This is a genomic window from Halorubrum sp. SD41, from assembly GCF_058630335.1.
Map to the genome: position 1 here is coordinate 69,407 of NZ_JBZVGZ010000012.1, position 13,394 is coordinate 82,800.

The window sequence follows — 13,394 nt, forward strand, 5'->3', positions numbered from 1 at the left end:
AGCGTGAGAGGGGTTACGCGGCGGTCAGCGGTAGCCGAACGACTCCGCGAGCAGTTCCTCGTCGGTCTCGCCGACGGTGTAGACGGGGCCGTCGACGACGTCGACGGTGACCTGCGCGGGAGCGAACACGCTCTCGGGGACATCGTAGAAGTCCCAGTCGGCGTCCTCGAACACCTCGACGAAGGGGGTGCCGTACTCCTCGCTGGCGGTCGAGACGATCTCGTCGAAGCGGTCGTCGTCGCGCGCGACCTGTAGGTGGACCTCGCCGCCGTACGCGAGGGCGTCGTTGGTGCGGCCCATCGCCTCGGTCTCGTCGCGGGTCGCGGGCGCGAGCGGCGCGGAGCCCGAGGCGTGGAGCACGTCGGTGGGCTCGTAGCCGACCTCCAGCAGGCGGAAGACGGCGAGCTCGGCGGCGCGGGCCGCGGTGGTGACGGAGCCGGCGGTCGAGCCGGTGGCGAACGTCGGGAGGAACACGCCGTCGGCGTCGACCTCGGCCATGTCGGCGACCTGCTCGGCCACCTCCTCGTCGGGCAGCTCGGTCGACTCGATCGCCAGCGTGGCGAACTCGGAGGAGTCGTAGTAGCCGACGCGCTCGAACTCGGTCTCGCGGCCGACGAGCGCGCGGGCCGGCCCGGAGCCGAGCCCCTCGAAGCCGCCCTCGGTCGTCAGCTCCCAGCCGGCCTTCTGCGAGCAGAGCAGCGCCACGGCGGGGTGGTCGGTCGACAGCTCGACGTGCTGGCGCGGCGCGCCCGCGAGCTCGCCCATCCGGGTCTGGAGGTTCGCCAGCCCGGCGGTCTGGATCTCCGCGAGCAGCAGTCCCGCCTCGACGCCGCCGGCCGCGTCGACCCCGAAGTCGACGACGGTGGCGCCGTTGTCCAGCTCGTAGCCGACGACGTCCAGCTCGCCGGCGAAGTCGAGCGCCTCGTCGACCAGCTCGATCGCGGTCCGGTTGATGCTTTCCATGGGCGAGGGTACTCGCTCCCCGTTTAAGGGGTTTGGCTGTTCGCCTCGCAGGCCGGGGTTCCGGACCACGTAAAATCGAACGCGTCTCGCGTTCAGATATTTATAAACGAGCGGTGCGGTCGGCGCGTGCCTGTGAGCGCCCGAAGGGCGCGAACAGCACCGCGCGAGGGAGTCAGTCGCCGGAGCGAAGCGGAGGCGACTGACGAGGCTGGGGAGGTGTGAGGCTGCGGTCCCGCGAGCGACCGTAGGGAGCGAGCGGGAGTACGGAAGTCGCAGCCCGCGCAGCGAACGCAGTGAGCGAGCAGGACCGTCTTCCGGTGGTGCTGTGCGGTCGGGTGGGACTCAAAGGGGCAGTCGCGAGGCGGGCGCAGGCGAAGTAAGCACCGCAGCGAAAGAGCGAGCAGCGCGAGCGACTGAGTGAGGAGCGCAGCGAGCGTGCGCCCGCCTCGCGGCTGGGGCTTTGGCGGTGTTCGCCGTCGATCTGTGAGCGTCAACTTATAAAGAAGCGGCAGAGACTTTCGCGGTGTTCGCCCTCGATCTGCCGACGAGTATTTAAAAATAACCTCGCGATGCGAAGAGCGTCGCTCTCAGTTCAACGGCAACTTCTTATAAATGCGAAGTCACCGAGATCGACGCCGGACTGCCGGACCGCCCCGACAGCTCAGACGGCCGTTACTCACCGGATAAGTACCGGTAGCCGCCGAGCGCGACGGCGAGGACGGCGGCGGCCGCGCCGACGAGGAACAGCGCGGTGCTGCCGGAGTCGTAGCCGTACGGGACGGACAGGTCTGTCCAGCGGTCCAGCGCGAGGAGGGCGACCGCGAGGAGGGCGACGGCCGCGCCGACGGCCCTCCCGAGCGGGGAGTTCGATCGGCTGCCGGGCATGCGCGGCAGTTCTACGTTTAAATTGAAGTATTTTCCGGCGTGACGGGCGTCGGCGTCCGAAAGCGAGTCGCTCCGACCGCTCACCAGAAGCCGCCGTCGGAGTCGCCGGGCCCGCCGGCCTCGCCGGGGCCGGGCGGACCGCGGGGACCGCTCGGCCGCGGGTCGGGATTGATCTCGACGGGCTCCGACTCCGCCCGCGGGTCGATCTCGCGGCCCTCCTCGTAGCGGACGAACGAGAGGTAGAACGGCTCGCCGCAGCCGACGCCCTCCTCGTCAGGCTCCCGATACGGCTCGTCGCCGCCGACGTCGGTGCCCCGAACCCCGTCGTGCGGGTCCCACTCGACGCCGTCGCTCTCGCCGCAGACGAACCGGACGCCGTCGGCTTCAACGGCAGTATCATCGTTCTCACCCTCCTCCGCGTCGAACGGCTCCGCGGGCGCGACGTACGTCCACCCCTCCAGCGGGTACGGCGTCACCGACTTGTCCGCGAGATACCCCTCGCGTTCGAGCGCGACGAGCGTCCCGCAGTGCGGACAGTAGTACGTGACCGGGTAGCTCATACGCCTCGTACGGTATCCATTTATAAACAGCCGTCGCCGGCGCGTCAGCTATTTGATCGTCCGGCGCGACGATCCGACATCTCATCCGATACCCCCGCTGACGGCTCGGACGCATCGGACGACCCCTCCCGGCTCGTCACCCGACGACGGCTCCTCTACGGCGCCGCGGGCGGAATCGGCCTCCTCGGGGGCGGCGGCCTCTACGTCGCGAACGCGCTCGACGGCGACGCCGGCGGGTACGAGGCGCCCGAGACGCAGCCGATGGTCTCGACCCGCGGGCGCCTCGACGCCGACGACCCGACGGAGCGGTCGGGGTCGTGGGCGTTCGACGGGGCCGACTCCGTGGTCCTGTTCGTCCACGGGCTCGGCGCGGACGCCGAGTCGGCCCGCGACCTGACGTACACCGCTCGTCTCGGCCTCGACGCGGCGACGGAGTCCGGCGGAGAGGCCGACGCTCCCCCCGTCATCGGCTACTCGTGGGCGTCGAACGTCGACTGGGAGCCGGCGAAGGAGACCGCCGACGCCAACGCCGTCCCGCTCGCCGACTGGCTGACGGCGTGGGCGGACGACGACGGCCGGCCGGTCCACCTGTTCGCCCACTCGCTCGGCGCCCGCGTGACGGGGGAGATGCTCCGCGAACTCGCGGACCGCGGGCGGACGGACGCCCTCGCGTCGGCGTCGCTGTTCGGCAGCGCGATCCCGCACGACAGCGCCGGGATCGACGGGCGGTACGGTCCGGCGATCGCGGCGCTCGACGCGCCCCTATACAACTTCCACAGCCGGAACGACCGCGTCCTCGGCTGGGTGTACCGCGCGTCGGACCGAACGCGAGCGGTCGGGCACGGCGGGCTCGCCGAGGGTGCGACCGCGCCGGCGGGCTACGCGGACGTCGACGTCACCGATCTGGTCGCGGACCATTACTCGTACGTCGAACCCGGAGAGGGGTGTCTGCCGCGCGCGGTCGACCGGATCGGTCTCGGATAGTTTTCCCCGCCCGCTTTCCCCCGGAACCCCTTTTACCGGCGCGGTCGACCGTTCGGGCATGATCGACGAGACCGTCGCCGAGATACGGGCGATGCGGACCCACAGCACGTCGGCGGTGGCCGTGAAGGCGACGCGGTCGCTCGCGGACCTGCTGGACCGCGAGTACGTGACCGTCGACGAGTTCGAGCGCGACCTCGAACACAACGCGGGCGTGTTGCGCCGGTCGAACCCCTCTCACGCCGCGCTCCACAACGCGATGCGCGACGTGGAACGCTCCATCGTCGGCGAGGCGACGAGCGTCGAGGGCGCGAAGCAGCTCTTGGAGGACGTGATCGCCCGCGTCGTCGACGACATCGAGACGGCGAAGGGCGAGGCGGCCGCCAACGCCGCCGAGCGCATCGAGGACGGCGACACGCTGCTCGTCCACGACTACTCGACGACGGTGCTGGAGGCGATCGAGAACGCCGCGCGCGACGGCGCGCACCTCACCGTCTACGTCACCGAGGCGCGCCCGCGGACGCTGGGCCGGAAGACCGCGCGCGTCCTCGCGGGGATGTCCCGCGTCGAGACGCGGATGGTCGTCGACGGCGCGATGGGGTACGCGCTCCGCGACTGCGACCGCGTCCTGCTCGGGATCACCTGTATCACCGGCGGGACCTACTACAACCGGATCGGCACTTTCCCCCTCGTCGTCACCGCCCGCGAGCTCGGCGTCCCCGTCACCGCGGTCGGCTCGGGCGCGAAGACCATCGAGGAGTTCCGCTTCGAGAACGAGTTCCGCGACGCCGTCGAGGTGATGCGCGAGCCGGTCGAGGACGTCGAGATCGAGAACCCCAGCTACGACGCGACCCCGATCGGGATGATCGACACCGTGATCACCGACGACGGCGTCCGCGACTGACGCCGAGAGCCGAGCGAGACCCGAGCGCCCTCCACTGAACGTCCCCGTACCCCGTCGAGCGCCGCCGAACGGCCCAAAGCGCTTTGTGCGTGTACCGTGTTAACGGATACAATGAGCGTTCATCCGGGTTCGACGGCGGTCTTTCAGATTCCAGATCAGGGGGTGACGGGTGCGAACTGCGCGAGCGGCGTGTGCGAGCTGTGGGCGGTTGCGACCGAGCCGGGAGTGATCACGGCGGTCGCGCTGATCGGCGTGCTCGCGCTGCTCGCGTTCGCGTACGTCCGCGACGCCGAGTCGGCCTGCCGGCGCGAGCGACGCCGCGTGCTCGACGAGCGGGACGCGTTCGAGTCGTTCGCCGATCGGGTCGCGCAGATCGACACCGTCTCCGTCGCGACGGACGCGACGCCGTCCGGCGTGCCCGCCGGCGCGCTCCGCGGACTCGACGGCCCCGGCGGCGGACGACGTCCCGGGAACGGGACGGCCGCAGACAACGCCACGCTCAGACGGGTGATGTCCGCGTACCACGACACCGTGTTGTCGCTGCCCCACTACCGGGCCGAGTACGACGAGTCGGCCGCGGAGAGCCTGGCCGCGGAGCTCGGACCGGACACCGCGACCGCGTTGGCGTCCGACGGCGGGCTGTCGAGCGGCGCGCGGTCGGCGCTCGTCGACCGAAGTCGCCGCGCTGCCAGGGCGCGCGAACGGCTCGCCGACGCGATAGGCGAAGAGATCGACGAGCTGGGCGACCGAGAGGCGACGCTATCGTCGATCGACCGCCGCCGCCGCCGGCTGATCGGTCACTTGGAGGGGATCCGGTCCGGCCGCGAGACCGACGCGGCGATCGACGTCTGGAACCGGCTGTCGGAGCTCGAACGGGAGTGCGACGACCTCGCCGCCGATCGACAGCGCTCGCTCGACGACCCGCCGCTGACCCCCGGAACGGCGCTCGACGAGGACCGCGAGCGCCCGTTTTACGACTACCTCTACGGCTCCGTCGACGGTCCGCGCTACCCGGTCCTCGCGCAGGTCGCGGAGGTCGCCGACGGGATCCGCGCGGACAGAGACCGCGTCGGCACGCGGATCGCCGGCGGCCGCTGACCGCACCCCATTTCCTGACCGCCCGACGCCCCTCCGTGCGAAGGGAAACTCAAAACTACCGGATTGTTTATGAAGGTAGGGCGGGAGTGAGCGTGTATGAGTTGGCAAGCGGCGGAACGGGCGTTCACGGACGACGCGGTCGCCCGAGAGACGCTCTCCGAGATGTTCGAACGCACCGCGGAGCGACACGCTGACCGGATCGCGCAGCGGTACAAGGGGGGAATCCACGACCGGTCGCTCGTCGCCGCCGGGGTCGTTCCGCGGGCGCCCGCGGGCGAGTACGCCGACCTGACGTACGCCGAGATGCGCGGGATCGTCCGGAACCTCGCGGCCGGGTTCCGCGAGCTCGGCGTCGACGGCGACACGCGGGTGGCGATGTACTCGCAGACGCGCATGGAGTGGGCCCAGACCGACTTCGCGGCGCTGGCCGCGGGCGCCGTCGTGACGACCGTGTACGCCTCGTCGTCGCCGGGGCAGCTGCGCTACCTGCTGGAGGACCCGGAGGCGACCGTCGTCGTCGCCGAGAGCCGCGAGATGCTCGACGAGGTCCTCGCGGTGCGCGACGACCTCGACCACGACCTCGACGCGGTCGTGACGTTCGACGAGATCGCCGCGGACGCCGAGCCCGGCGACGGCGCCGCCGGGGCGGCCGACGACGTGTACACTCTCGGCGAGGTCCACGAGCGCGGCGCCGCCGCGTTCGACGAGGCGACGTACGAGTCGTGGATCAACGCGAATGACGTCGACGACCTCGCCAGCCTCATCTACACCTCCGGCACGACCGGGAAGCCGAAGGGCGTCCGGCTCACGCACGCCAACTTCCGGGACAACGTCTCGCAGTGTTACCGCCGGTTCGCGGACCGACCCGACCGCGACCCGGACGTGCCCGGCATCTCCGCGGAGACGACAACCCTCTCCTTCCTCCCGCTCGCGCACGTCTTCGAGCGGATGGCGGGCCACTACATGATGTTCGCCGCGGGCGCGACGGTCGCGTACGCGGAGAGCCCCGACACCCTCCGGGAGGACTTCGGGCTCGTGCGCCCGACGACGACGACCAGCGTCCCGCGCGTCTACGAGAAGCTGTACGACGCGATCCGCGAGCAGGCGAGCGAGTCGCCGGTGAAGGAGCGGATCTTCGAGTGGGCGGTCGAGGTCGGGCGCGCCCACCACGAGGCCGACGACCCTGGGGCCCTGCTCGACGCCAAGCGCGCGGTCGCCGACCGCCTCGTCTTCTCGTCGGTCCGGGACGCGATCGGCGGCAACGTCGACTTCTTCATCTCGGGCGGCGGGTCGCTGTCGGCCGAGCTGTGCGCGCTGTACCACGCGATGGACCTGCCCATCCTGGAGGGGTACGGCCTCACGGAGACCTCGCCCGTCATCAGCGTCAACCCGCCGGAGGCCCCGAAGGTCGGCACGATCGGCCCGCCGGTCGTCGACACCGAGATCGCGATCGACGGCTCCGTCGTCGGCGAGGAGGTCGCGGACCTGGACGGCGACGTGGGCGAGCTGCTCGTCCGCGGTCCGCAGGTGACCGACGGCTACTGGAACCGCCCGGACGCGACCGCGGAGGCGTTCGTCGACGCGGACGATCTCCCCGACGACGCCGTCACCGCCGGGACCCCGCCCGACGAGCGCGTCGGCGTCGACGGGGACGGAGCCGACGACGCGGACGACGACGGCAAGGCGACCGAAGACGCGGCGGCGGCCGCCGCGGAGCCGTGGTTCCGCACGGGCGACATCGTGCAGCTCCGGCCGGACGGCTACGTCGCCTTCCGCGAGCGCGCCAAGCAGCTGCTCGTGCTCTCGACGGGGAAGAACGTCGCGCCCGGGCCGATCGAGGACCGGTTCGCCGCCAACGAGTTCGTCGAGCAGTGCGTCGTCCTCGGCGACGGTCGGAAGTTCGTCTCCGCGCTCATCGTGCCCAACTTCGAGCGGCTCGCGGCGTGGGCCGACGACGAGGGGATCGATCTGCCCGACGAGCGCGCGGCGATCTGCCGCGACGACCGGGTCCGCGAGCGGGTTCAGGAGGAGGTCGACCGCGTGAACGAGGAGTTCGAGTCGTACGAGAAGATCAAGCGGTTCCGGATCGTCGAAGAGGAGTTCACCGAGGACAACGACCTGCTCACGCCGACGATGAAGAAGAAGCGCCGGAACATCTTGGACCGGTTCGCCGACGAGGTCGAGCTGATCTACGAGGAGGATTGATTCCGTCCGTCGCGGCCGGTCTCCCGAGAAAGTCCTAAACGTCGGGGAGGAGTACGGCGCCCGATGACCTCCCTCACCCCTCGCGTCGGGTTCGCCGCGCTCGGCGTCCTCTGTGCCGGCCTCGGCGCCGGACACCTGGCGCTTCAGGGGGGCGGCGTGGGCTCGCTGCTCGAGTCGGCGCTGATCGTCGGACTCTCCGGCTTCGTCTTCTACACGGTGTACGACCTTCCGGACTGGGGAATATCCCTGACCGGCCGGTGGCGGGCAGTTCGGATCGCGGCCCTGACCGCCCTCTCGTTCGCCGCGCTCGCGGGCGTCGTCTGGCTCATCTGGCTGCTCGAACACCACGCGTTCAAGCTCTCCTTTCTGATCTCGTTCGCCGCGAGTCTCGGCGCGGCGGTCGGGTCCCGCGCGGGACCGTACGCGGTGAAGGCCGACGAACAGCTCGCCGAGGCGCAGGAGCTCGCCACCCTGCTCTCGATCAACGACCGCGTGCTGCGCCACAACATCCGCAACGAGCTGTCGGTCGCGCTCGGCTACCTCGGCGGGATCGAGGCCGTCGAGGACGACGCGGAGGTCGCGGAGCGGGCGGCGATCGCTCGGACCCACCTCGAAGACCTCGTCGAGACGAGCGAGCGGACCCGCCGGATCGCGTCGATCTGGCGGACCGAGTCGCGCCAGTCGTTCGACCTCGTCGCCGTGGTCGAGGAGCGAGTGGCGGAGCTGACCGCCGAGGCGCCCGGCGTCGCCGTCCGGACGGAGCTCCCGGACAGCTGCGTCGTCCGGGCGCACCCGTCGCTCCCGCTCGCGATCGAGGAGGCGCTGCGGAACGCGATCGAACACAACGACGACGACGTGACGGTCACGGTGCGCGTGAGCCGGGACGACGACGCGACCACACTCTCGATCGCGGACACCGGACGGGGGATCCCGGAGATCGAACGAGAGACGCTCCGAAACGCCGAGGAGACGCCGCTGGAACACACCGAAGGACTCGGGCTGTGGCTGATATACTGGACGGTCACGCGGGCGGGCGGCACGGTCGAGTTCGCGGAGAACGACCCGCGGGGCACCGTCGTCCGGATCCGGCTCCCGGATCGGCCCGAATCGAACGGTGCCACTGGCGGAGTGCCGGACGCCGCCGGGCCCGAGGAGTGGGCGGGTTCGAAGTCAAGGGGATCGGAGTCGAGCGATTCCGGGACGACGGGACAGCGGCCGGACGAGTCCGCCTGAGTGGGCGCGGAGGAGGAATCCAGCTGGCGGGGCGACTCGGGTCGTTACGCCGAGGACGCTGTCGATTCGGGCCGGTCGTCGCGCTCGACCGAGTCGCCGTCGACGCCGCCGGCGTCGGAACGCGCCTCGTCGACCGGGTCGCCGAACGCGTACACCGTGTTGTGCCCGGTCACCTCGACGGTGAGGAAGTCCCCAACGTCGACCCCGCGTTCGGTCGCGTTCTGGACGATGATCTGTCGGTAGGCGCCGTCGCGGCACTTCACCGAGTCGCCGGTCCCCTCCTCGACGACGAGGGCCTCGAACCGATCGCCGACCATCGACTCGTACGCCTCGCCGACGACCTCCATCTTCAGCTCGGACATCGCCTTCGAGCGCTCCTTCTTGACGGTGCCGCCGAGCCCCTTCATGTCGGCGGCGTCGGTGCCGGGGCGCTTCGAGAAGCGGGTGACGTTGATCTTCTCGGGGCGGACCTCCGCGAGGAGATCCATCGACCGCTCGTGATCGACCTCGCTCTCGGTGGGAAAGCCGACGATGAAGTCGGTCGAGAGCGTCCAGTGGTCGAGCCGCTCGTCGAACGTCTCGACGACCTCGCGGAACTTCTCGACGCGGTGCTGGCGGCGCATGTCTTCGAGCACGTCGTCGGACCCCGACTGGACGGGGGCGTGGATGAAGTCGTACAGCTCCTCGTTCGCCGCGAACACGTCCGCCAGCTCCTCGTGGATCCCGTGGATCCCGCCGGGGTTCGCCATCCCCAGCCGGACCCGGAACTCGCCGTCGATGTCGCAGATCCGGTCGAGCAGCTCGGGGAGCTTGCGTTCCCCCTCGTCCCAGCCGTACACGCCCGTGTCCTGTCCGGTGACGCGGATCTCCTTCGCGCCGGCGTGGACCAGCGCCCGGGCCTTCTCGACGTTCTCCTCGACCGGCGGGGAGTCGACGCGGCCGGTGGCGAACTTGGTGATACAGTACGAGCAGTTGCTCATACAGCCGCGGGCGATGGGGAGGATGCCGACGACGCCGTCTAAGACCGGCTCGGCGTCGGGGGTGACCGTCGGGCACTCGCCGTTGAGCACGTAGGAGGAGACCTCGTCCCAGTGGAGGATCTCGGCGTCGACGTCCGCCTCGGCGAACATCTCGCCCTGCGCGAGCGCCATACAGCCGGTGACGACCAGCTCCGCGGTCGTCTCCGCGAGCTCCTCGGCGCGGCGGAGCATGTTCCGTTCCGTCTTCTCGACGACGGTACAGGTGTTGAGGATGGCGACGTCCGCGTCTTCGGGGCCGTCGGCCGGGCGGTGCCCCCCGTCGCGGAGGGCGCGCTCGATCTCCCGGCTCTCTCCCCGGTTCGAGCTGCAGCCGTAGGTTTCGATGTGGTACGTCGCCATCGGAGTGCCCTCACTACCGGTCCCGGGGGCAAAAGCGCGACGGATCGGGACGTCTGCGGAGGTGTCGACCGCCTTCGGGCTCAGTCCTCGGCGACCGCGGCGGCCGGCGCGTCGGCCTCGGAGGCCGACTCGGCGGTCGCCTCCGGCTCGTCGACGGGGTCGCGCTCCGCGGGCGGCACGGCCTGATAGACGGAGCGGCGGGCGTCGCGGGGGCACAACCCTTCCTCGACGAGCCCGACCTCGGTGAGCTTCTCGACCGCGAACCGGACGGTGCGGGTCGAGAGGCGGGTCTCTTCGGCGAGGCCGGTCTGGTCGAACCGGCCCTCGGCGTCGAGCACGTAGTAGACCAGCTTGGCGCTCGGCGGGAGCGGTTCGAGCAGCTCGCGGGTTCCTTCGTCCATACGTAACGTAGTGGGGCGAATCGCGCATAACCGTGGCCCGCCTGTGCGCCCGGTGCGCACGCCAACCGGGTTTTTATATATCGGTTCCGTGGCGGAACTCGAACCGAGCGCCGTCGTCGCCGTCGATCGACAGCTCCCAGCCGTGCGCGGCCGCGATCTCGCGCACGATCGCGAGGCCGAACCCCGTCCCCCGCTCCGTGCTTGAACGGCCGTACTCCGTCGCCTCCTCCGGATCGATGTCGAAGCCGGCCCCGTCGTCCGCGACGTAGAATCCGTCGGAGAGCGACCCGACGGTGACCGTGAGGCCGTCGGCGTCCCCGCCGGCGTCGCCGCCCGTTCCGTGCTCGCCGCTGTCGTCGGGCTCCGCCCGACTGCCCGTGGAACCGTGTTCCACGCTGTCGCCGGACTCCGTCCGGCTGTAAGTCGAGCCGTGCTCGACACTGTTCGTAAACAGATTCTCGAACAGCGTGCGGAGCCGCTCCGGGTCCGCCTCGACCGCGGCCGTCGCCGCCGAGACGTCGAGCGTCGCCTTGCCGGTGTCGACGGTGCGCCACGCTCGTTCGGCAGCCTCGTCCAGCGGGACGGCCTCGATCTCGTCGACCGTGCGGCCCTGCCGCGCCAGCGCGAGGAGATCGTCTATCAGCTGGCTCATCCGGTCGTGCGCGTCCTCGGCCCGGTCGAGCTCCTCGATGACCGCGGCGTCGTCCGTCAGCGACCGGGCCAGGTCGGTCCGACCGGCGGCGACGTTGAGCGGGTTCCGGAGGTCGTGGGAGACGAGCCCCGCGAACTTCTCCAGCCGATCGATCTCCCGCTGGAGCGCCGCGTCGCGGTCGCGGAGCTGCTCGGTCCGCTCGGCGTGGTCGAGCGCGACGGTGACGTTCGCGGCGAGGACGCGGGCCAGCTGGAGGTCCGTCTCGTCGAAGAAGCCCGGTTCGCGCGACCCGAGCGGCATCACGCCGTGGTCGCCGAGGGGAACGACGAGGAGGCTCCGGTGTTCGCCGTACCCGACCGGGCTGTCGACGGCGTCGAGGTCGTCGACCACGACCGGCTGGCCGTCGTCGAACGCCTCCCAGATGCGGCCGTCACCCGGACCGAACGACGGTCGGTCGCCGAACGCCGCGGTCGCCTCCTCGCTTATCGCCGTCGGGCGGAGGACGTTCGCCTCGGGGTCGTACAGCCTGACGCCGCTGCTCGGGAACTCGAGAATGTCGATCGCCGCCCGGGTAGCCACCGCCGCGACCCCCTCGCGGTCCTCGCCGCCGAACATCTCGCGGGTCGTCGCGTGGAGCCGCCGGAGCGTGCGCTCGACGCGCTTCTGTTCGCCGATGTCCGCGTAGACGCTGTAGATGACGGTCTCGTCCGGCTGCGTGACCGGGATCACGTGGAGGATGAAGTCGCGCAGCCCGTCCGTGGTCCGACGACGCACCTCGAGCCGGGAGGGCTCGTCGCGTTCGAGCACCGACTCCGGGTCGAGCCGGTCGGCGCCGTCCGGGATGATCGCTTCGCGGACGCGTTCGTACCCGTCCGTCGCGCCGTGACCGAACGTCTCCTCGAACGCCTCGTTGGCGGCGTCGAGGCGACGCCCGCCGTCACCGAGGGCGACGGTGCGCACCGCCGGCAGCGGGAGGTCGTCGAACAGCGCCGTCAGCCGGTCCCGCTCCCGGCGGAGCGCGTTCTCCGTCTCGATCTGCTCGACGGCGTTGGCGGCGTGGGCGGCCAGCAGCTCCGCGAACTCGACGTCCCGCTCGTCGAACGCGGCGTATCCGTTCGAGACCGCCTGTAACACGCCGTGCGAGCCGATCGGAACGCTGATCGCCGACCGGATGTCGTCGGCGACCGGATCGGCTACGTCCGACCCCTCCCGCCGGTCGGCCTCGGCCGCCGTCCGACCCGGCGACGAGGGGTCCTCCAGCTCGTCCGGGTCGGCGGGGTCGACGCTGAGGTTGTCGATCACCATCGTCTCCTGCTCGGCGACCGTGGTCCCGACGACGCCCTCGCCGACCTCGAACGCGCGGACCTCGTCTTCGCTGACGCTGTCGGAGAGGACGGCGGGGACGACCCGGTCACCGCGTCGGCGGGCGGCGACGCAGCGGTCGAACTCGAGGATCTCCTCGGCCGCGTCGACCGTCCGATCGAACACCGCGGCGACGTCGGTCACCGACGCCAACTCCGTCGCGAACTCGTGAATCGCCGTGACCTTGGCGTTCACCTCACGGAGGTCGCGCTCCGCCCGCCGGCGCCCGAGCGCGTTCGCGACGCTGTTTGCGAGCACCTCGTACCGGTCCCGGCCTGCGCCCTTCTGGAGGTAGTCCGTCACGCCGGCGGAGATGGCCTCGCTCGCGATCTCCTCGCTCCCCTTGCCGGTGAACAGCACGAACGGCAGGGAGGGGTCGACGGAACGGACGGCGTCGAGCAGTTCGAGCCCGTCCGTCCCCGGCATGTCGAAGTCGCTGACGACGCAGTCGACGCGCCCCTCGCGGACCACGTCCAACGCCTCGTCCGGCGACAGCCGCGTCACCGTCTCGATCCCGTCCACGAGCCGCTCGACGTGGGTCGCGGCGAGGTCCGCCGCCCCCGGCTCGTCGTCGACGAACAGGACGCGGCTCGCGCCGTCGGCGGGCGGTCCCGACGGGTCGTCCGCGGCCGCGCCGGCGTCGGACGGCGTGTCGTCGGGACCGGAATTCATGTGCGTGTGTTTCCCTACCAGTAATTTTACCTTTCGCTTCGTGTATCGGAACTGAAAAACGGAGCCGCGGTCCGGTGCCGGTCCGGCGCGCTAGGCTAT

At 70.8% G+C, this 13,394-nt stretch carries 11 protein-coding genes; 5 read left to right on the forward strand and 6 right to left on the reverse strand.

Annotated features, from left to right (window positions below; genetic code table 11):
* Positions 1-24: 24 nt before the first annotated feature.
* The 3 genes from mch to AC4NMM_RS07325 all read right to left on the reverse strand — a co-directional run bounded on the left by mch (position 25) and on the right by AC4NMM_RS07325 (position 2,408).
* Positions 25-963 carry a methenyltetrahydromethanopterin cyclohydrolase gene (gene mch, locus AC4NMM_RS07315; protein WP_096392981.1) on the reverse strand — a complete coding sequence of 313 codons (939 nt, stop codon included), beginning with the start codon at positions 961-963 and terminating at the stop codon, positions 25-27.
* Positions 964-1,635: 672 nt separating this feature from the next.
* On the reverse strand, positions 1,636-1,848 hold the full coding sequence (locus AC4NMM_RS07320) for a hypothetical protein (RefSeq protein ID WP_491923943.1): 213 nt from the start codon (positions 1,846-1,848) through the stop codon (positions 1,636-1,638).
* Between the two features lie 80 nt (positions 1,849-1,928).
* Positions 1,929-2,408, reverse strand: coding sequence for a DUF7969 family protein (locus AC4NMM_RS07325; protein ID WP_491923944.1), 480 nt, complete (start codon positions 2,406-2,408; stop codon positions 1,929-1,931).
* A gap of 261 nt (positions 2,409-2,669) precedes the next feature.
* Between AC4NMM_RS07325 and AC4NMM_RS07330 the strand changes: the two genes are divergently transcribed.
* The 5 genes from AC4NMM_RS07330 to AC4NMM_RS07350 all read left to right on the forward strand — a co-directional run bounded on the left by AC4NMM_RS07330 (position 2,670) and on the right by AC4NMM_RS07350 (position 8,829).
* Positions 2,670-3,392 (forward strand): DUF726 domain-containing protein, encoded by a 723-nt coding sequence (locus AC4NMM_RS07330; RefSeq protein WP_096392978.1) that lies wholly within the window; start codon positions 2,670-2,672, stop codon positions 3,390-3,392.
* A 58-nt stretch (positions 3,393-3,450) separates the two neighbouring features.
* Positions 3,451-4,293, forward strand: a complete 843-nt coding sequence (locus AC4NMM_RS07335) for an eIF2B alpha/beta/delta subunit family protein (RefSeq protein ID WP_491923945.1) — start codon at positions 3,451-3,453, stop codon at positions 4,291-4,293.
* 111 nt (positions 4,294-4,404) lie between these two features.
* Positions 4,405-5,391, forward strand: a complete 987-nt coding sequence (locus tag AC4NMM_RS07340) for a DUF7260 family protein (protein WP_491923946.1) — start codon at positions 4,405-4,407, stop codon at positions 5,389-5,391.
* A gap of 96 nt (positions 5,392-5,487) precedes the next feature.
* Entirely contained in the window at positions 5,488-7,596 is a 2,109-nt protein-coding gene (locus tag AC4NMM_RS07345; RefSeq protein WP_096392975.1) for an AMP-dependent synthetase/ligase, read from the forward strand.
* A gap of 63 nt (positions 7,597-7,659) precedes the next feature.
* A complete protein-coding gene (locus tag AC4NMM_RS07350; protein ID WP_231899193.1) occupies positions 7,660-8,829 on the forward strand; it encodes a sensor histidine kinase in 1,170 nt (389 codons plus the stop codon).
* A 44-nt stretch (positions 8,830-8,873) separates the two neighbouring features.
* Here the strand turns inward: AC4NMM_RS07350 and AC4NMM_RS07355 are convergent, their stop codons facing one another.
* The 3 genes from AC4NMM_RS07355 to AC4NMM_RS07365 form a co-directional block, all read right to left on the reverse strand.
* Positions 8,874-10,208: a tRNA (N(6)-L-threonylcarbamoyladenosine(37)-C(2))-methylthiotransferase gene (locus tag AC4NMM_RS07355; protein ID WP_491923947.1), complete on the reverse strand. Its 1,335-nt coding sequence runs from the start codon at positions 10,206-10,208 to the stop codon at positions 8,874-8,876.
* A gap of 80 nt (positions 10,209-10,288) precedes the next feature.
* On the reverse strand, positions 10,289-10,609 hold the full coding sequence (locus tag AC4NMM_RS07360) for a helix-turn-helix domain-containing protein (RefSeq protein WP_096392973.1): 321 nt from the start codon (positions 10,607-10,609) through the stop codon (positions 10,289-10,291).
* Positions 10,610-10,682: 73 nt separating this feature from the next.
* Complete coding sequence (locus AC4NMM_RS07365; protein ID WP_491923948.1) at positions 10,683-13,295, reverse strand: GAF domain-containing protein; 2,613 nt, start codon at positions 13,293-13,295, stop codon at positions 10,683-10,685.
* Between the last annotated feature and the right edge of the window lie 99 nt (positions 13,296-13,394).

Bases quoted from the DNA above. Each gene is read 5' to 3' on its own strand.
- mch (WP_096392981.1), bottom strand. From the start codon at position 963: ATGGAAAGCATCAACCGGACCGCGATCGAGCTGGTCGACGAGGCGCTC.
- AC4NMM_RS07320 (WP_491923943.1), bottom strand. From the start codon at position 1,848: ATGCCCGGCAGCCGATCGAACTCCCCGCTCGGGAGGGCCGTCGGCGCG.
- AC4NMM_RS07325 (WP_491923944.1), bottom strand. From the start codon at position 2,408: ATGAGCTACCCGGTCACGTACTACTGTCCGCACTGCGGGACGCTCGTC.
- AC4NMM_RS07330 (WP_096392978.1), top strand. From the start codon at position 2,670: ATGGTCTCGACCCGCGGGCGCCTCGACGCCGACGACCCGACGGAGCGG.
- AC4NMM_RS07335 (WP_491923945.1), top strand. From the start codon at position 3,451: ATGATCGACGAGACCGTCGCCGAGATACGGGCGATGCGGACCCACAGC.
- AC4NMM_RS07340 (WP_491923946.1), top strand. From the start codon at position 4,405: ATGAGCGTTCATCCGGGTTCGACGGCGGTCTTTCAGATTCCAGATCAG.
- AC4NMM_RS07345 (WP_096392975.1), top strand. From the start codon at position 5,488: ATGAGTTGGCAAGCGGCGGAACGGGCGTTCACGGACGACGCGGTCGCC.
- AC4NMM_RS07350 (WP_231899193.1), top strand. From the start codon at position 7,660: ATGACCTCCCTCACCCCTCGCGTCGGGTTCGCCGCGCTCGGCGTCCTC.
- AC4NMM_RS07355 (WP_491923947.1), bottom strand. From the start codon at position 10,208: ATGGCGACGTACCACATCGAAACCTACGGCTGCAGCTCGAACCGGGGA.
- AC4NMM_RS07360 (WP_096392973.1), bottom strand. From the start codon at position 10,609: ATGGACGAAGGAACCCGCGAGCTGCTCGAACCGCTCCCGCCGAGCGCC.
- AC4NMM_RS07365 (WP_491923948.1), bottom strand. From the start codon at position 13,295: ATGAATTCCGGTCCCGACGACACGCCGTCCGACGCCGGCGCGGCCGCG.